Here is a 16580-nt window from a genome sequence, read left to right on the forward strand (position 1 = left end):
TTTGTCAATCTCAGAACTGGATATCGTCGTCCAATTCCCACCGCTCGGCATAGCTGCGATTGTCGTTTGCCGGGGCCTGCACCCGCTCCACGCGCTCGCCGACAACATGCGAAACCACATCCCAATATCGATCTCGCGGCTTGACCATGATTTCGGCGGTCTCGGCGAGCTCGTCCTGGCGCTCCAGCCACTCGATCGGCGTTTTCGGGAACGGCCGCTGGCCGCCATGCGCCAGCCAGTATCGATCGGCCTTTGACTTGGCAAAACCGGTGTGCTGCGGACAGACCCACTCGTTGATTGCGGTCATCCCGACCATGTAGGTGACCTTGACCGATGGCGGCTTGTCACCCTTGCCTTCGTGGAAGCGGAACGTTCTGCTACTCACCGTGCGCGGCTCTGGCTCAACCGTCGTCATGATCGGGACGTCCGCCGCGTGTGCCGCGATCTTCGGGCTGTCGTCGATATCGAACTCATACGAGCAGCAAGGGCATGTGCGCGCTGACGCATGCACCTTCTCGCCGCAGCCGACGCGGCCATGCTTGTCTTCGCTCTCGAGCGGGCAGATCTTGATTGGCGCCTCGCCATCGCCGCTGCCAGGCTCTTTCGGCTGCACCATGTCTACCGGGCCATGTTTGTCGACGAGACCGGCGAAATCGAGCACCAGGCAAGACGGCTTCGGCCCGGCCGCGATAGCTGCGCGCCGCTCCTCCGGCGTGTCCAGCGACATTCCCGGAGCGTAGAGCACACGCGTGCCGCGGCCGGCCATCTGCAGATACAGCGACGCCGAGAGCGTCGGTCGCAGGAAGGCCAGCAGATCGACGCCCTTATGGTTGAAGCCCGTCGTCAGCACCGAATTGTTCGTCAAGGCGCGGATTCGGTAGGCCTTGAAGTCCTCGATAATGCGCCGGCGCTCTTCCTTCGGCGTCTCGCCGCTGATCATTTCACACGATACGCCACGCGAGCGGATTTCGTCGCGCACGTGCTCCGCATGCTCGACGCCAGAGCAGAAGCAGAGCCATGACCGCTTGTCCGCGCCCTTGGCCACGATCTCATCGACAGCCGAGCGCGTGACGTCCAGCTTGTCTACTGCGGCTTGCAGCGCCGACTGCTTGTAGTCGCCGCCCTGCCGGCCGACGCCCTTGGTGCTGAGCTCTATCGCGGTATGTTTCGAAGACAGTGGCGCCAGGTAGCCGTCGCGCACGCCGTCGGCTATGCCGTAGGTGTAGACGACACGATCGAACATGCGATCGTCGCCCTCGTCGAGCCGGCCACTGTCAAGGCGAAAGGGCGTAGCCGTGAGGCCCACGATCTTCAAATCCGGATTGAGTTCGCGCAGCGCGGCAAAGAACTTACCGTACATGGTGTTGCTGTTCTTCGGAATGAGGTGGCACTCGTCGACCAGGACGATGTCGATCGGCTTCCTGGCAACGCGCTCATTTGCCGCCACGTCACAGATCAGGTCAGCCTTGTCCCAAACCGTCTGGATCCCGGCAAAGATGATCTGGCTGCGCGCGTCGCGCCGATTGAGGCCGGCGCTGAAGATGCCAGCCGGCGCGAACGGCCAGATGCCGATGAGCTCGAGGAAGTTTTGCTCGATCAATTCCGCGACGTGCGTCACTACCATGATCCGCATGTCCGGCCAGCCCTCGACAAGTTGCTGGATGACGGTGGCCATGACCATGCTCTTGCCGGTTCCGGTCGCGAGATCGATCAGCGGGTTGCCGGCCTCTTCGCGCCAATAATCGAACAGCGCCGCAACGCTGTCCTCTTGGTAATAGCGCAGGGGCATCAGCGCACCTCCTCGAACGAAATACCGGCCGCGATCAGCCTGCGGCGCATGTCCGCTGTGCCGCGGCCGCCAGGGAAAACCATGCCGTAGTCGGGCTTGCCATCGTCGATCATCCACTGATTCCGGATGCCGCCAGCAGCTTTACCCAAGTTGTCCCAGTCGGCCGGATACGGATCCACGACGATTCCGCGACGTTGCGCCCAAGCCTTGGCTCGGACGTCCAAGCCGCGCGCCTCGCCCTCGATGAGTACAGACACAGGCTTGCGCTCGTGAAGCTCATCGAGCACTGCAAATATGCGCGCGGTCTCGCAGTAGTCTCGGCCGCCAGTTACTACTAGCCGCATCACGCCGCCCTCGCTCGCAGCCGATCGCGCTCCTGCGCTTCGATCTGGCGCACGCGTTCCTTGCCTATACCGTACTTGGCGCCGATGAACTCAAGTGTCTCGCCCATGGCCCGAAGCATGACGATCTGGCCAGATCGGCCAGAACCCAGATCGGCAAGTGTTTCGTTAAGCTCGACGGCATCGGCTTGGTTCGGCGGCGTCATTACGGCTGCCATGGCGCGATCATCCGATACAGTCGGCATATGGCGCGATCTGACCTGCGCCTTGCGCCGGCCGTTCTGCGCGACATGGCGCATTGTGAGCGTGATCCAGTTGTAGAAACCGCCGTCAGGCCGGAATGAGGTCCAGTGGGACAGGATATACGCCAGGCTTTCCTGAAACAGGTCTTCCTGCTCGGTTTTGTTGTTCGTCAACTTGCCGGCTAGGCGTTTGAGATGCGGGAAGTAGTTCATGAGCCGCGCATCAAATTCGGCGGGGCGCGCAGGTGCGTCCGTCTGTGTCATATCGTCTCCTCTTGTGGTAGCGGTCAGGCGGCGTTGGTGGCGCCGTCGACCCAAATCTTGCCGTCAGGCATGCGGTACGTGATCGTTTCGGCGTCTTCGTCGACGTCGATCTGCTCGCCGGGAACGAGTGTCGGTATGTGCAGATGTGTCGGGCAGCCCTCTTTCTGTTCATCGAACGAGATCGGCTTTGCCCACCGGCTGCAAGACCAGTGACCGTCGCCGCCCATCTCTGGAGTGCTATGAATGCACGAACGGCAGTTAACGCGCGGCCACGCGCCAGCCTTGCAAATCGGCTTGTGCTTGCAGAACATGCAGCCGAAGAATTCCGGATCCTCAGATATCCGCGATGGCGGCTCAGGCGTATTGATGATGCGCTCGAGCCGCGCCAGAAGGCGTAGGCAGAACTCCGCATCATATTCGATGCGCTCGGCATAGAGCGTGTCGTCATCCTTGCAGCTGACGAGGTATAGCGCCCGAGATATCCCAAAGGCATGCATTCCCAGCTGAACCTGGCCGTAATGCAAGGGCTTCGCTTCCTTGCAGCCCTTCTTGACGATCTCCTTCATGCCTTTGGCGTTGCTCGACTTGAACTCGAGCAGGTGCTCTGTCTTCGGCGCCTCGGGAATGCCCATGGCCTTGCCATCGCACTTGCCGCGGACGTGCGAGCCGACGAGGCGAATTCGGTCCTGCTGGCCGTAGACGTCCACGCCGATGCGTTCCAGATCCTCGACTAGGCGGTCTTCTTCGATGTTGCCGGTCTGGAACAGGCGCAGCTGCCGGCCGTGGTGCTTTTCCAGTGGAGTGCACCAGCGGAAGGCAAACCACAGTGCGCGGTCACACTCGGTGTTGGCCTCGCCGACCGAGATGCCGAGGCTGTCCCAGGATTCTGCCGCAGCTTCGTAGGCTGCGTAGATGGCGCGGACAGTGCTGGATTCTGGTTTGGGAAGTGGTGCCAAGGTCAAACTCCGAAATGCTTCATGGCGGCGCGCACAGCGTCGCCGGTGGTGGTAACGTTGGTGTTGGTGACGCCAACGAAGAAATCGCAATCGTTTCGCGCCTCGCGCGCCGGGATGGGCTTGTGATCCGAGAAGCGGACCTTGAACGCTAGGCCGCCCATGCGAAGGGTGATGTATTTGGAGAAGGTGCGTTTCGCCTCATAGAGATAGACGTCGAGGCCGCGCCGGAGCGCGACTTCGCAGAATTCTACCCATCGCGGCTTTCCATACCCGAGCGCGTTAGCTCTCGCCGTGCGGATGGCGAGATATGCGGGCGTCATCTGCATGTTCTTCGCCTTTGCGGGCTTGGCCGGGATAGGTGCAGGCTGTCTCGGCTTTGGGATGGGTGCCATTAGCGCACCAACTGAAAAAGGATGGCTTTGATATCGTCGATGGTCTCGGCCCGCGCAATTTCGTCTGTCAGGTCTTGACGACGAACTATGCGCTTAGCTTCCTCAATGCCGTGGCCGGCTTCACGCAGTTCGCGCACGCGCGCCAACGCCGTCTTCATACGTCCATCTCCTTCGTGAAAAAGCACCGCGCCGGCCGTGCCGGATCCTCGCGAAACGCCTTGCACCACGGCATGCCGTTGCGGATGATCAGTTCGCGCGGCTGCTCGCACCACGCGGCATCTTCGATGATCGGGCAGCACCCATCGATGTTGTTGCCGATCCGGTTCAGGCAGTGGCGGCACCAATGATGTTCGAAATCCTGGCCATCAGTGCCGTTAGCGGGCCGCCATGGCCCGCCTTCCCTTCCGTCGATAGCCATTAGACGCGCATGGGCATAAGTACCCCATCCCATCCCTCGGCCGCCCCGGTCACGATAGCCGGCGAGCCAGCGTCGTTCAGTTTCAGCGTCACCTCGCCCGACGGCAGCACCGAGAGAATGTCGCGCAGGTATGCCGCATTGAAACCGATCTCGATCGGTTGGCCGCTGTATTCGGCCGCGACTTCGTCTTCGGCGTCGCCGTGGTCCGGATTGCGCACCGCGAGCTTGATCGAGCCAGGCGCGATGGTGAGGCGCACGGCGCGGCCGCGCTCGGAGGAGATCGTCGAGACACGATCAGATGCCTTGAGGATAGCGTCACGATCGACAGAAACGACATTCTCGTTGTTCGTCGGAATGACGCGCTGGTAGTCGGGGAACGTGCCGTCGATCAGCTTGCTGACGAGCGACAGCTCAGGCGACACGATCTTGATCTTGGTCTCAGAGACCGAAACCGTGACCTTGCCTTTGGGCGTCAGCGAGACAGTCTTGCGCGGCACGATGATGCCTGCGAAGGTGCCAAGGCTGCCGGTCGAGTTGCGCGCCAGGCGGTGGCCGTCCGTAGCAACAGCGACCGCACCTGCTTCTGTCGAGTGCAGGAAGATGCCATTCAGGTAATAGCGCACCTCTTCGCTGGAGATGGCGAAAGCCACCGGCGCGAAGAGCGCGGCAAGATCAACCTCGAATTCAGCGTCATAGGCACCGACCGACAGGCTTGGATAATCGGACGCCGGCAGGATGTTCAGGCCGAACTTCGACCGGCCGCTCTTCATCTCGAGCTTGCCGTCGACGAGCGAAAGCTCGACCAAGTCGTTGCCGGCCTTGCGGGCGATGTCTCCGAGCATCTTGGCGCTGACCGTGATGCTGCCGGCTTCATGGATTTCGGCCGGCGCCGACGCGGTTGCCTGGATGTCGAGATCCGTGCCGGTGACGTGCAGTAGCCCGTCGGCTGCGGAAAGCAGCAGGTTCGACAGGATCGGGATGGTATTGCGGCTTTCTACGACCTTGCCAACGGCGCCGACGACGCGCGCGAGTTCGGTGCGCTGGATAGTTAAGCGCATGGTGGTCTCCTCTATTGCGGGCTGGCCCGCTTGTGGTGTGCCGCACGGTTGGTTGCCGTGCGGCTGGTGGTGGTTAGGCGCCCTGCCGGGTAGCCAGGATGCGGTAGGCGTCGATTACGCCGAGCGCTTGTGACTTGGCATCGTCCAGCGCATTGTGCGCCGTGCCGATGTCCGGCTGCGTCGCGTTGGTCAGCTCGAAAAGTGTTCGGCAGTCGCGCGGCGTCTTGTAATGCCATGGGATCGGGATGCGGCACGCACGGAACGCCGACTCGAGCAGCACCAAGTCGAAGGATGGCGGCTTGGCCCAAACGCGAGAGGCATCGACGCGGCGGACGTAATCGCCGAATGCGCCGATCGCCCATCCGATCAGACGGTCGCCAGAGAATGCCGCTTTACGCGCATCCTCGGATTGATCCATCCACCACTTCAGGGTGGACACATCAATTGTCAGTCCAACATCAACCGCCGACTGCGGATCGATGGCCGCATAGAATTCTTCGCCGAACTCTTCCGTTTCTGCATCAAATGTCACTGCGCCGATGCTAAGAACTACGCTGCCCGGCTCAGTGCCGAGCGTTTCGATGTCGATCATAAGGTCGCGCATCAAATCTCCTCTTGTGGTGGTGTGCGGCGGACCGCTGGTGACGACCCGCCAGAATGTTAGCGATAGCGGGCGACGATAGGTGGATTTTCGATTTCCATCCGAATCCCGTCATTCCATCCGCGAGGCAGGACATCCCGATTAGCGGTCGGCCTGATCACCTCGACTTTGGCCAATTTGGCCTTGATGGCTGCCCATTGTTCGGCAGAGGGCGGGTTGCCACCCATTGCCGTTTCGAATCCTTCCAGCCATGCCTTGAATTCGTTCAGAGTCATTTTGAGCCCCACGGCCGGCGCGTGCCGCCCGCAGCTGGCGATGGCGCCGGGCGACCGGCAGGCTGGCGGTTGTCGTTTGCTGGTGCCTGGGCGCGAGCCGGCGGTGCAGCCTCGACGGATGGCTCCGGAATGTTGCCTTCGTCCGGATAGTAATATTTCTTGATTTCGTTGCGAGCCGCGTATTTCGGCGAGCCGTCGGCGTTCTTCTCCTTGCTATCCTTGCCCATGCCGATCTTGGCGTTGAAGGCGACGAAGTGCAGCTCGTCGGAATCGTCCGGCGCCTCGCTCATGCCGAGCGCACGAAGCAGGCATGCGAACTGCTTCTGGCCGATCTCCTGCACCTGCGCGTTCGGATGCTGCAGATTGTAGTTGGAGAAGATTTTGCGGCCCTTCAGCTCCTCCGGCGCCAGGACGTCGATCGTGACGCTCAGGTTGATGGCGTGGTCGCGCGTGTTCTCGTTCTTTTCCTTGATCTCGGAAGCGCTGATTTCCAGCGCATAATCGCCGTTCGGCAGGTTGGAGAAATCGCGCTGTTGCGTGTTCTCTTCGGTGGCTTCGACTCTTACGCCGATCTTTGCCATTCATAGTCTCCTTCGTGGTGTGGTGGTTACTTGGTGAGTGCGTAGTAGCGCCAGGCGCCGCTACCGTATGCGGTGTGCGCGCATTCGCGCATCACGTTTTCGAGCCAAGCCCATCGCTGGCCGCTGCGCGTCCGTACTTTGACCGGGAGCCACGCAAACCATTGCTCTTGGTGGAACATCAGGCCGCCTCTTCTTCAACCGGCGCATGCGGCGTGTAGAAGTATTTCGATAGTTCGGTGAAGCCTTTGCCCTTCTTGAACGGGATGCTCGGCGGCATGTTCAGCCTGTTCTTGGCCAAGAAGCCGGCGCGCTCGTCCGCATAAATGACGCGCTCTGCGCCAGACATGCCTTCTGCTTTGCTCTCCTTCTTGCCGAAGCCTTTATCGACCTGCTTGACCGATGTGCGCTTGCTCATGAACAGAAGAGCATCGCTCTTTTCCATGATGATGTCGGTCGCGCGGTCCTGCAGCTTTGGCCGATAGCGATCGTACGAGTCGACGAGAGGATCGTTGAACTGCTTCACCTTGCTGTGCAGGATCTGGACGACGTGGATGCCGGCGCGCGAGAGCGCCCGCGTCGCCGACATGTATTCGAGCCAGTCGTTGTCTGCCTCAAGGTAGCCTTTACCGAAGGCAGTCGGGGAACCCTTATCGTTGCTGTCGATGGTATCCCAGCCCATGCGGCCGCACGTGAAATCCCAGACCATCTTTTCGAAAGCGTCGAGGCTGTCGATAATGACGGTCTTGAATTCGTGCTCCTGCGTCAGCAGATGTTCGAATGCATCCATCATTTCGTTGTAGTTCTCGATCTCGATAGCGGGGACGTCGAGATCGACAGGGGTCTCCTCGCCTACCGTGTGGAGATAAATCGGGTCAGGAAACTCGCCGGCGAGCGTTGTCTTGCCGATGCCGCCTATTCCATAGATCGCGATAACGGGCGGCGTCTTTCGTTTACTCGATCTCAGTTTGTCGAAAACTGACATGCACGTCTCCTAGAAATAGCAGATTGCGATGATGAGCAGGCAGGCCAGAATGACCGGCCACCAGCTGAACGGGTCAGGCGGCCACATGCCGGCGTCAGGGTTGGTCGTCATATTGCTGAAACCGCTTAATGGCCTTATCAGCGCCCCATACCGAACCAAGCATCACGACAATCGCAATGGTGGCGACTGGTATGAAGAAGAGCGCAGCAACTGCGCCGCCGAAGGCTGCAGCCGCGATGGCGGCCCGACGAAGAACCGGCGCCTTGAAAAACGTCGGCGTGGACTTCTGCACTGGCGCATCGATCGGCACATAGTCAAGCGGAGTGCCGGTGAGCGGCGGGTCTATCCATGGCGATCGGGTCATGCTGCGATCTCGAGAGCGAGGACGCGACGGCGAGCGGCGCTATGCATGTGCTGATACGGGCGCGTTTCGCTGACGGCCGCGTTGCCGCGCTCCCGGGCAAGTCTCTTGCGATCGCCGCGCGAAAGTCCCTCGGCGTTGCGGCCAGGCTCTTTCGGCAGGGATCGAAAGCCCTTGCCGCCGGTGATGCGCTCCATCACTGTAAGCCGGCGGACTCGGTGGCCTTCATCGATTGACGGCATACCAAGCTTGAAGTCGTTGGCATGATAGTCGGCCGTGAGTTTTTCGAAGATGTTGGACATAGGTCTCCTCTTGCCGTGCGGTTGGTCGCCGCACGGCTTGCTGTGGTGGTGGCGTTGGTGGTGTTTAGGCGGCGGCGCCGTACGGATACTCGACGAAGTGCTCGACGACATCCTTGGCCGGCTTCAACTGCATGCCCGTTACGGCCCGCAGTTCCTTGATGGCCGCGATCTTCTCGCCCTTGGCGGCGAGCCGCTGCCATTCGTGCTTGTAGGTCGGCACCGCTTCCTGGCTGGTGGTGGTCAGGATGTAGACGCCGAACTGCTGGCCCTTGGCTATGCCGGCAAGCCGATCGGCTTCAGCCTTGGCGGCCGATTCGGTGGTGTGCACGAACGGGCGAGCGGCTGGCTTCGGCTGGCCGTCTTCGATGAGGGCGACGATGGCGGTGGGGGTTGGTGCGCGAGCTATGTCAACGTCACCGTCGTAGCACCAAAAGCTGCCGCGCCCATCGATATCGACAAGATAGGGCATTCTGTCGTCGAGATCGTCTACCCTGACGACCGTTCCATTGCCGCTAATCGCGGCAAATTTTGCGAATACCCGGTCCCCCGCCTTGAACTTCGGCTTGGCCGGCGCCGCGTTGTCGTTGCTGGCCGACACGACGGGCTCGTCGATCCATTCGGAGATTATGTCATTGGGCAGTTCCGACGTAGTATTCGATCTTGATGACTGTCGACCGCTATCTGCCCAAACGGCGCTTTGCCAGTTGCCCAGTTCGCCGAACGTCGCAATATCGCCCCGCACGAAAGCCGGCCCGACCTTGCGGCCGTCGCGCGTCTTGTAGAACTTGCCGGCTTCGATGGTGAGGTCTGCCGGTTGCGCTGCCGCGACAGCTGGCAGCGGTTCGAGTTCATCAATGTATGCGCCCGGCGAGAAGCCGAGGCGATTGTTATCCAGCGTGACATCAAGGGCGTATCTGCCATTAGCGGATTTGCGCGGGTTCGAAATAACTGTAGCCTTTTCGCCCTTAGCGCCGAAGCGTGCGCCGCCTGCCGTGCTATCGCGGACAAAGCGCACCCGATCGCCGACCTTCGGCTGCCATGCAGGCACAAGCTCGACGCGCCGATCGAAGCAGCCGTAGCTCGTTTCGCCAACCTTTACGTTGACGCCTTCGCTCCAGAAGCTCTCGACAACGCCTTCGTCGCCGACCTCAGCCGTTGAATACTTCTCGACGAACCGCACGCGATCGCCAACCTTAAACTTGCCCATTACGCTGCTCCTTCCGTTGTGGTGGTTTTGCGGAGCTTGCGCTCCTTGGTGAAGTCGATGACATTGTCGGCTTCGGCCGGCGGCTTTTGCTTCCCGCCAACCGGCGGCTCGTCGCCTTGCACGGCCATGTGCCGCAGCGTCACGGCGAACATCATGCGGATTTCCAGGCTGCCGGCGATCTGGACGTGGTAGTGGCGGCCGAAGTCAGATCCACCGACGACAATGCCGAACACGTCCGTATTGAGTTTTGATTCGACCCAGTCACCTTCATCAAATGCTATGCAGTCGCAGTGGTTTTCTTCCATGCTCATGCCGCCACCTGCATATCCGCCAGGCCGGCAATAAGAAGCTCGCGCTCGGACGGCGCGACTTCGGCGGTGTCCAGCGTCGGAATGCGCTGCAGCGACACAGGCATGGCGCCGCTCGTCGTCGAGCAGCCACCGTTGGACGGCACCATCTTGGTGGTGGCGCGCGGATTATTGTCGTTCGCCGCGGCGATCGGGGTTTTCGTGTAATGGCCGAGCCCGTGCTCGCGCCGCAGGCGCTGGTAGCATGTCATCGGCTTGATGCTGTATCTGGCTGCTATGGCGGCAACGGTTTCGCCGTTGAGTCTGCGCGCATGCATATCGGCCAGCATTGCGCTGGTAATCATCGTCATGTCGTCTCCTCTGTGGTGTGATTGGCAGGCGGTGAACTTGCCAATGGATTGTCATAATGATATCGATTTACAAATTTGTCAAAGTATGGCGGCCATTATGTCTTCACGCGGCACCCCCTCCAGATCGCGCTTCGCGCAGATGCTTGCGGCCGAGCAGATCAAGCGCGGCCAGACAGATCGCGAGGTGGCGGAAAACCATGGCTGGCTGCAGCAGACGTTCAGCCGGTGGAAGCTTGGAAGCCTGCCGCGGCAGCATATGTTCGCATCGATCGCCAACTTCCTGGAAACAGATGAGAACGCCGTGCGAGAGATGGTCGAGGAAGCGCAGGAAAGCGCCGCATCGACGAAACTGCCAAACGTGGCAGCATTCAACGCTGCCCGGGTCTATGGCCGGGTGACGGATCGCAAAGACGGGAAGTATGTCTTCGACGCGTTCAACAAAGGCCGCAAGCGCATCCCCGATGGACGCTATGCCATCTTGATCGATACAAAGATCATGGAGCCGGCGCTGCCGGTCGGCACCAAGGCGTGGCTGGATCCGGCAATCTGGCCTGCGCCAGGCAACGAAGTGCTGGCCCACACCAAGGGCGGAGCCGCATGGATCGGCCGGCTTGTTGGCGTGTCCGGCACGTCCGCAGAGATCGAGCGCTATGCCGCTGCCGGCCGGGAGACGATGACAGTGCGAGATGTTGAGGCGGTGCATGTCATCGTCCTTTCCGAGCGGTTGGCGTCATAGTGCGCATTTTATGCTTGACAAATTTGTGAAGTGTTTGGTAGACACAACACGTCGCTGTGGTGGCGACAAGGAAATCCGGGTTCTGACGAGCGTCAGCTAGTCTCCTCCCCGAGATAGTACGCGCCCATTCCCCAAGCCGATAATCAGGTGGTGCTGGCCTTCGGGTCGGCTTGGTGGAATTTGGTTTATGAGTGCCGAAATCTGTGCTCCCAATAAATAGCTCGCTCGGGATGTGCCTCCGCAGATCCATGCCCCCTCTCAATTTCAAGGAGGAGCTTTCTAGCTGTTGCTGCTGCAGAAAAATGAGCTGACAGTAGTTCAATCGGATACCCGGGTGTCTGCGCGGCAAAAACCATAAGACGCCTTAGCGCCGCATCAATTTCACCAGAGCTATTGGCTCGCTTGTACGGAGACGCCAACCCCGGACCATCTGCAGTCATGCCCTTGATTTCTGCGAAACTAAATTTTTCCATGCTGGTCTCCTCTTCTATGGTGGTTGGTTCTGGCTCGCCGCAAGTAGGAACTGGTTTGCGTATCTCGGGTGGCAGCGAGAAGTGGTTTACTGACAGGCGCTTTAGATATGGTTTGCGCTCTGGCTTTGGCCAGTCAGCAAAAGGTTGGCGGGGCGGCGATCGTCATTTGGGCCACGTGACGACGCTGGCCGCCCCGCCATGGCTTAGCCCATGCAGGCTCGCCATTCTGCATAAAGCATCCGCAACAGCCGCTTCTCGGTATAGCGCTTCGCGCGGTTCGCGGCGTGCAGCGTGTAGCTGTCTTTGCCAGTCTTACTTTCCTTGATGGCCGTGCCGCACTTATGCGGCAAGCGTTCGGCCTCATAACGGGCGCGCTCGGCGAACACGCACTGCAATTCCGTGTATTCAGGATTGGAGCGGATCTCCTCGCCGAAGACCGGGCGGAACTTGCCCATGGACAAGATCAGGCTGTTGCCGACGTTCCACATGACCGATCGGCGCGTCTTGCTGTAGCCCTCGACGATCCAGTCTTCCGCCGTGGCACCTTTGCCTGGCGCGCCCTGCCGATGACCGTTTAGGACGGCAAGCCCCATGCGCTTCCAAAGCGCCGATACCGACTTGAAGTCGCCGACCGAATAGAACTCGCCAGTTTCCTTGCCGTAGCCGCTGGCCTCGCCGATGATGCAGGCTAGCGACAGATCACCGAAGCCCTTGATGCCCTTGGCCCATGCGTAGATCGGTAGCGTTTTGACTGACTTGACGAGATGCTTCTCGTATTCTGACTGCTGCTTGTCGAGCACTTCGAGTGCCGCGATGTAGGGCGAAAGCATGCCTCGCAGTTGATGCGCTTCATCCTTCATTGCATCAGACCACGCAGATGCGGCCTGTTCTTTGTCGCCGTCGAAGAGACGGCGCAGACTGGCCTGTCCCTGCAGGATGAGCTTCGTTCTCGCCCGTATCATGTCTTGCCGCAGGCGGTAGAAGTAAAGCACCTGCTCGATAGCATCGTGGTGACGGACGTTAGTTGTGAATGGTTCCCGGCGCAGCGAGATAGATATGGGAGACGTGTGACTCGTGGCCGCGTCAGGAATTTGGATTGCCGCGCAAAGTGCCGCTGGCGAAAGGGTCATATTCATTGTTGTCTCCTCTGGGTTGCGGTGTGGTGGCTGCCTGGCATCCGTCCTATGGGTTTCATTCAGTGGCTGGACAGGCAGTATTTGGTAAGAGTGGCGGAGCGAACCCGCCAAACCGCCTGTTTCGTGGCAGCCCCATTTGCGACCGACCCATCAACTGGGAAACTAGGTAATCGGTCCAAGCGCTCAGGCTCATTCGTATGCGGCGGTATCGCTTGGCCGCCGCAGTTAGTGTTGCTTGTCGGCGCGCTCCATTTCTGGATATCCGCCGCTAAATTGGCACCGACAAGCAAAAAGGTAGCAGACCGGCGACGCGACATTGGTTACCGTGCCCGCAAAGGCCGATCTGCAAAGGATTGGGCGGCGCGCGAGTGACAGTCTCGGGTGACACGCCGCCCACCGAGGTTACACCTCGGAATTGAAGGCGTCGTCCTTCATGCGCTCGATCTCTTTCAGATTAAGCGACTGATGAATTGGCATATTGTCGCGAGAACAGGCGATGATCTTCTCAAGCCAGCGGGCAGTCCGAACCATCGTCGAGCCCTGCGCGCGATAATGCGCCTCGGCGGCGCGCAGCTGGTCCGGAGTGGCCTGTCCGAGCAGGAACTCGCCGCCGTTGCCGTCTTTGATTTTGAAGAGGTAGAGGCCGGTGAGCGTAACGGCGAAGCGCTTGAACGCTGCGTTGCTGGCCTTAACAGATGCCGCGCTCTGCGGAGTGAATACGACCGGCGCATCGTTTGCGACTTCAGCCGTGGGCACATGAACCGTGCCGATATCATCGCCGCGCTTCACTTTGGCGTTGTCTTGGTGATGAAAGCCAGCAACAATAGTGGTCGCGGCGATGCGGAAGGCGTCTTCATGAAGAGCTGGCCGCTTGCGGATCTCCAGGATCAACGCCTCAATAGCGGCCTCTGAATTCCGGCCAGCATCATCATAGATGCGTTGTCCGGCAGAGCGGATGCTTTCGCTTCTGGCTCCAGTCACTCGTCTTGCTGTCGCGTTCATGTCGTCTCCTCGTGGTGGTGTGGTAAGCCTGCCGCGCTTCATAGGCGGATTTCGGGTGAAGGGTGGCGGCAGGCTATTGGTGTTGAGAACGGCGGCGCAGCAGCGATGGTTTGCAAAATCTCGATGGCTGCCGCTCTCAATGGGTTGTGGGTCGCGATTGATGTTTGGTTTTCGCGGCACATGTGGCTCCCCACATGTCACAGCGTTTTGCCGTCACATCTGAGGAGCTGGGGCTTCATGTCCCAGCCTCATCTTCTTCTCGGCGGATCGCGGCCTTTCGCCGCTACTCTTCTTCTGTCGTGGTCTTTCTTAAGTGGCCGCATTGTCGTCATTCTCCAAATGGGGTTGTCGAGAATAATGTTTTGTCCGTTGGCGCTTTGCCCTGCCTCCGGTTGTACTTTGCTTTTTAACTCGCCTACAATCTTCTGCCTTCGATCAATGCCAGCATCGAGTTCCTCCTTTGCTGACCCTGTCTGCGGCGCCCTGTTTGTTTGCCGGTTTATTGGTATAGGTTATCGGTTTATAGGTCAACAGAAATTTGTTGAAGCTATAGCTATTTTCTGATAACTGATTGAAAAAATAAGGGATAAATTTATGAGCAAGTTGTCTGATTATCTTACGGCCCGAGCGGCCGAGCTAAATATTTCGCAAACCACCCTCGCAGAAACAGTCGGCATGTCGCAGCCGAGTATAAGTGATTTGTTTAACGGCCTGACAGCGTCTCCCCGCAAGTGGCGTGAGATAGCAGACGCGCTGCAGACGCCGCACGAAAAGATGCGCGATCTGATGATTGAAGCTGGGCGCGATGGCGGCAAGCCAACGCGACTTCCCCGATCAGTGACGCGCTTGCCGATCGACGAACTCACTCGTCGAGATCCATATGAACCGAACGCTACGATAGACCCAGGCGTCAAAATCCCCGCAGCCAGCCGATACGGAAGGATGTTGCCCGTGTTGGGCGAGGCTGTAGGCGGTAGCGACGGAGAGTATACGTTCAACGGCCAGGTGCTGGATTATGTCGCCTGCCCGCCCTCACTGGCCAACGTGTTAAATGCCTATGCAGTTTGGATAGACGGCGAGTCGATGTACCCCCGATTCCGATCTGGAGAGCTGGCATATGTCCATCCGGGCCTACCAGCACGGCGCGGCGACGACGTAATCGTGCAGATACGCGCACGAGAAGAAGACATGCCGCCGAGGGGATTTGTCAAAGAATTTATAGGGTGGGCCAGCGATCATCTGGTGCTGCATCAATTTAATCCCGAATCACAACTCAAATTCCCGCGGTCGATGGTGGTATCGGTGCATCCAATAGTTATGTCCGGAAAATATTGATCGGTTATAGGAATCGGTATTGACATTCTATAGCCTATAGTCCTATAAATCTCCTCACAGCCGCACCTTGGCTGGCACCACTGAGGAGACAACAATGTTGGACAGAAGAATTCTTCAGCATGATGAGGACTATGCGCCGGTGGCTATTGCAGCTGGCAGCGCCGAGCCATTTCGCAAGCCTGACCACAAAGCCAAACGCCACCCGAAGCCGCGCAATGTAGATTGCCGCGGCCGTTTTGCGTTGCGCCATCAGAAGCCTGGCCGTGCGCTCGCCGAGATCGGCGGTGACGAATGACCCTGAAAGACTTCATCAAAGACTTGATCGGCGCCGTCTCGGCCGGATCATTCGTAGCGGCCGTCTCCATCTGGCTGCCGTACGTCGTGCAGCACCACTAACCCACACCACATCAGAGGAGACTGAACAATGGCCAAGCGCGCCACCAAGAATGCTGCCGTCGATTCGGCAGAGGCATCAACCGCACTCACAACCTTCAAGGGCTTCGGCAAGGACTGGAAGTGCCGCGACTATCAATACCAGCTCGGCAAGACTTATGAGCACGCCGGCAGCGTCGTTCGTTGCGCCGGTGGCGGCTTTCACTCCTGCGAGATGCCGCTCGACGTGCTGAATTATTATCCGCCGAACACGAGCCGATTTGCTGAAGTCATCGCCGATGGCGCGATCGACAAGGGCAGCGATGACGACGACAGCAAGCTGGCCTCGGCCAAGATCACGATCAATGTTGAGTTGTCGCTTGGCGAGCTGACGAGAAGAGCCGTTCGGTGGGTCGCCGACATGGCCAAGAAACAAGGCAACGGTCAGCACACAACGGGCAACTACGGCCATGCCTCGGCGGCGGGTTACCGCGGCCATGCCTCGGCGGCGGGTTACCGCGGCCATGCCTCGGCGGCGGGTTACCGCGGCCATGCCTCGGCGGCGGGTGACGGCGGCCATGCCTCGGCGGCGGGCAACGGCGGCCATGCCTCGGCGGCGGGTGACGGCGGCCATGCCTCGGCGGCGGGTGACGGCGGCCATGCCTCGGCGGCGGGTTACCGCGGCCATGCCTCGGCGGCGGGTGACGGCGGCCATGCCTCGGCGGCGGGCAACGGCGGCCATGCCTCGGCGGCGGGTGACGGCGGCCATGCCTCGGCGGCGGGTGACGGCGGCCATGCCTCGGCGGCGGGTTACCGCGGCCATGCCTCGGCGGCGGGTGACGGCGGCCATGCCGAAGTTAAAGGCACGTGCGCTGTCGCGCACGCGCCAGGAGTTGGTGGGATGGCGACGGCAGTGGCTGGAAGCGCGATCAGCCTCGCATATCACGATGAAAGCGTCTGGCCGCCGAAGTTGATTGCGGTTCGGTCGTCGATGGTCGGCGAGAACGGCATCGAGGCCGGCAAGAAATACCGCCTGACGAAGGCCGGAGAGTTCGAAGCCGTCGAAGATTAAGAATTGCCCGACGGGCAATGGGCGCGG

At 60.1% G+C, this 16580-nt stretch carries 24 protein-coding genes; 4 read left to right on the forward strand and 20 right to left on the reverse strand.

What is annotated here, in order from left to right; genetic code table 11:
• Positions 1-10 precede the first annotated feature (10 nt).
• The 17 genes from GGD57_RS08040 to GGD57_RS08120 all read right to left on the reverse strand — a co-directional run bounded on the left by GGD57_RS08040 (position 11) and on the right by GGD57_RS08120 (position 10427).
• Complete coding sequence (locus GGD57_RS08040; RefSeq protein ID WP_246713584.1) at positions 11-1789, reverse strand: DEAD/DEAH box helicase; 1779 nt, start codon at positions 1787-1789, stop codon at positions 11-13.
• Positions 1789-2133 (reverse strand): DUF2493 domain-containing protein, encoded by a 345-nt coding sequence (locus tag GGD57_RS08045; protein ID WP_184468513.1) that lies wholly within the window; start codon positions 2131-2133, stop codon positions 1789-1791. Before GGD57_RS08045 ends, GGD57_RS08040 begins: the two co-directional genes overlap by 1 nt.
• Positions 2133-2636 (reverse strand): sigma-70 family RNA polymerase sigma factor, encoded by a 504-nt coding sequence (locus tag GGD57_RS08050; RefSeq protein ID WP_184468515.1) that lies wholly within the window; start codon positions 2634-2636, stop codon positions 2133-2135. The genes GGD57_RS08045 and GGD57_RS08050 overlap by 1 nt, the downstream gene beginning before the upstream one ends.
• 23 nt (positions 2637-2659) lie before the next feature.
• Positions 2660-3592, reverse strand: coding sequence for an oxidoreductase (locus GGD57_RS08055; protein ID WP_184468517.1), 933 nt, complete (start codon positions 3590-3592; stop codon positions 2660-2662).
• A gap of 2 nt (positions 3593-3594) precedes the next feature.
• The gene (locus tag GGD57_RS08060; protein ID WP_184468519.1) at positions 3595-3918 is read right to left on the reverse strand and encodes a hypothetical protein; all 324 of its coding nucleotides are present in this window, start codon (positions 3916-3918) and stop codon (positions 3595-3597) included.
• A 65-nt stretch (positions 3919-3983) separates the two neighbouring features.
• On the reverse strand, positions 3984-4142 hold the full coding sequence (locus GGD57_RS08065) for a hypothetical protein (RefSeq protein WP_184468521.1): 159 nt from the start codon (positions 4140-4142) through the stop codon (positions 3984-3986).
• Entirely contained in the window at positions 4139-4402 is a 264-nt protein-coding gene (locus GGD57_RS08070; protein ID WP_184468523.1) for a hypothetical protein, read from the reverse strand. Before GGD57_RS08070 ends, GGD57_RS08065 begins: the two co-directional genes overlap by 4 nt.
• Positions 4402-5460 carry a DNA polymerase III subunit beta gene (dnaN, locus tag GGD57_RS08075; protein WP_184468525.1) on the reverse strand — a complete coding sequence of 353 codons (1059 nt, stop codon included), beginning with the start codon at positions 5458-5460 and terminating at the stop codon, positions 4402-4404. The genes GGD57_RS08070 and dnaN overlap by 1 nt, the downstream gene beginning before the upstream one ends.
• A 73-nt stretch (positions 5461-5533) precedes the next feature.
• On the reverse strand, positions 5534-6064 hold the full coding sequence (locus GGD57_RS08080; protein WP_184468526.1) for a 3'-5' exonuclease: 531 nt from the start codon (positions 6062-6064) through the stop codon (positions 5534-5536).
• A 56-nt stretch (positions 6065-6120) separates the two neighbouring features.
• Positions 6121-6336, reverse strand: coding sequence for a hypothetical protein (locus tag GGD57_RS08085; protein WP_184468528.1), 216 nt, complete (start codon positions 6334-6336; stop codon positions 6121-6123).
• A complete protein-coding gene (locus tag GGD57_RS08090; RefSeq protein ID WP_184468530.1) occupies positions 6333-6917 on the reverse strand; it encodes a DUF669 domain-containing protein in 585 nt (194 codons plus the stop codon). The genes GGD57_RS08085 and GGD57_RS08090 overlap by 4 nt, the downstream gene beginning before the upstream one ends.
• 178 nt (positions 6918-7095) lie before the next feature.
• Positions 7096-7899, reverse strand: a complete 804-nt coding sequence (locus GGD57_RS08095) for an ATP-binding protein (protein WP_184468532.1) — start codon at positions 7897-7899, stop codon at positions 7096-7098.
• Between the two features lie 94 nt (positions 7900-7993).
• On the reverse strand, positions 7994-8263 hold the full coding sequence (locus GGD57_RS08100; RefSeq protein WP_184468534.1) for a hypothetical protein: 270 nt from the start codon (positions 8261-8263) through the stop codon (positions 7994-7996).
• Entirely contained in the window at positions 8260-8562 is a 303-nt protein-coding gene (locus GGD57_RS08105; protein ID WP_184331758.1) for a hypothetical protein, read from the reverse strand. Before GGD57_RS08105 ends, GGD57_RS08100 begins: the two co-directional genes overlap by 4 nt.
• Positions 8563-8626: 64 nt before the next feature.
• Positions 8627-9769: a hypothetical protein gene (locus GGD57_RS08110; protein WP_184468536.1), complete on the reverse strand. Its 1143-nt coding sequence runs from the start codon at positions 9767-9769 to the stop codon at positions 8627-8629.
• On the reverse strand, positions 9769-10080 hold the full coding sequence (locus GGD57_RS08115; protein WP_184468538.1) for a hypothetical protein: 312 nt from the start codon (positions 10078-10080) through the stop codon (positions 9769-9771). The genes GGD57_RS08110 and GGD57_RS08115 overlap by 1 nt, the downstream gene beginning before the upstream one ends.
• A complete protein-coding gene (locus GGD57_RS08120) occupies positions 10077-10427 on the reverse strand; it encodes a hypothetical protein (protein WP_184468540.1) in 351 nt (116 codons plus the stop codon). Before GGD57_RS08120 ends, GGD57_RS08115 begins: the two co-directional genes overlap by 4 nt.
• On the opposite strand from GGD57_RS08120, the gene GGD57_RS08125 reads away from it, so the two are divergent.
• Entirely contained in the window at positions 10426-11163 is a 738-nt protein-coding gene (locus GGD57_RS08125) for a hypothetical protein (protein WP_246713585.1), read from the forward strand. The genes GGD57_RS08120 and GGD57_RS08125 overlap by 2 nt on opposite strands.
• Positions 11164-11348: 185 nt before the next feature.
• On the opposite strand, the gene GGD57_RS08130 is transcribed toward GGD57_RS08125, so the two are convergent.
• The 3 genes from GGD57_RS08130 to GGD57_RS08140 all read right to left on the reverse strand — a co-directional run bounded on the left by GGD57_RS08130 (position 11349) and on the right by GGD57_RS08140 (position 13774).
• Positions 11349-11636 carry a hypothetical protein gene (locus GGD57_RS08130; RefSeq protein WP_184468542.1) on the reverse strand — a complete coding sequence of 96 codons (288 nt, stop codon included), beginning with the start codon at positions 11634-11636 and terminating at the stop codon, positions 11349-11351.
• Positions 11637-11839: 203 nt separating this feature from the next.
• The gene (locus tag GGD57_RS08135; protein ID WP_184468544.1) at positions 11840-12772 is read right to left on the reverse strand and encodes a hypothetical protein; all 933 of its coding nucleotides are present in this window, start codon (positions 12770-12772) and stop codon (positions 11840-11842) included.
• Positions 12773-13174: 402 nt separating this feature from the next.
• Positions 13175-13774 (reverse strand): hypothetical protein, encoded by a 600-nt coding sequence (locus GGD57_RS08140; RefSeq protein WP_184468546.1) that lies wholly within the window; start codon positions 13772-13774, stop codon positions 13175-13177.
• 594 nt (positions 13775-14368) lie between these two features.
• Here GGD57_RS08140 and GGD57_RS08145 point away from each other — a divergent pair.
• The 3 genes from GGD57_RS08145 to GGD57_RS08155 all read left to right on the forward strand — a co-directional run bounded on the left by GGD57_RS08145 (position 14369) and on the right by GGD57_RS08155 (position 16553).
• Positions 14369-15109 (forward strand): LexA family transcriptional regulator, encoded by a 741-nt coding sequence (locus GGD57_RS08145; RefSeq protein ID WP_184468548.1) that lies wholly within the window; start codon positions 14369-14371, stop codon positions 15107-15109.
• Between the two features lie 94 nt (positions 15110-15203).
• Positions 15204-15404: a hypothetical protein gene (locus GGD57_RS08150; protein ID WP_184468550.1), complete on the forward strand. Its 201-nt coding sequence runs from the start codon at positions 15204-15206 to the stop codon at positions 15402-15404.
• 129 nt (positions 15405-15533) lie between these two features.
• Positions 15534-16553 carry a DUF7666 domain-containing protein gene (locus GGD57_RS08155; protein WP_184468552.1) on the forward strand — a complete coding sequence of 340 codons (1020 nt, stop codon included), beginning with the start codon at positions 15534-15536 and terminating at the stop codon, positions 16551-16553.
• Positions 16554-16580 lie beyond the last annotated feature (27 nt).

It is taken from the genome of Rhizobium esperanzae (assembly GCF_014197615.1).
In the GTDB taxonomy this organism is placed as follows: Bacteria; Pseudomonadota; Alphaproteobacteria; order Rhizobiales; family Rhizobiaceae; genus Rhizobium; species Rhizobium esperanzae_A.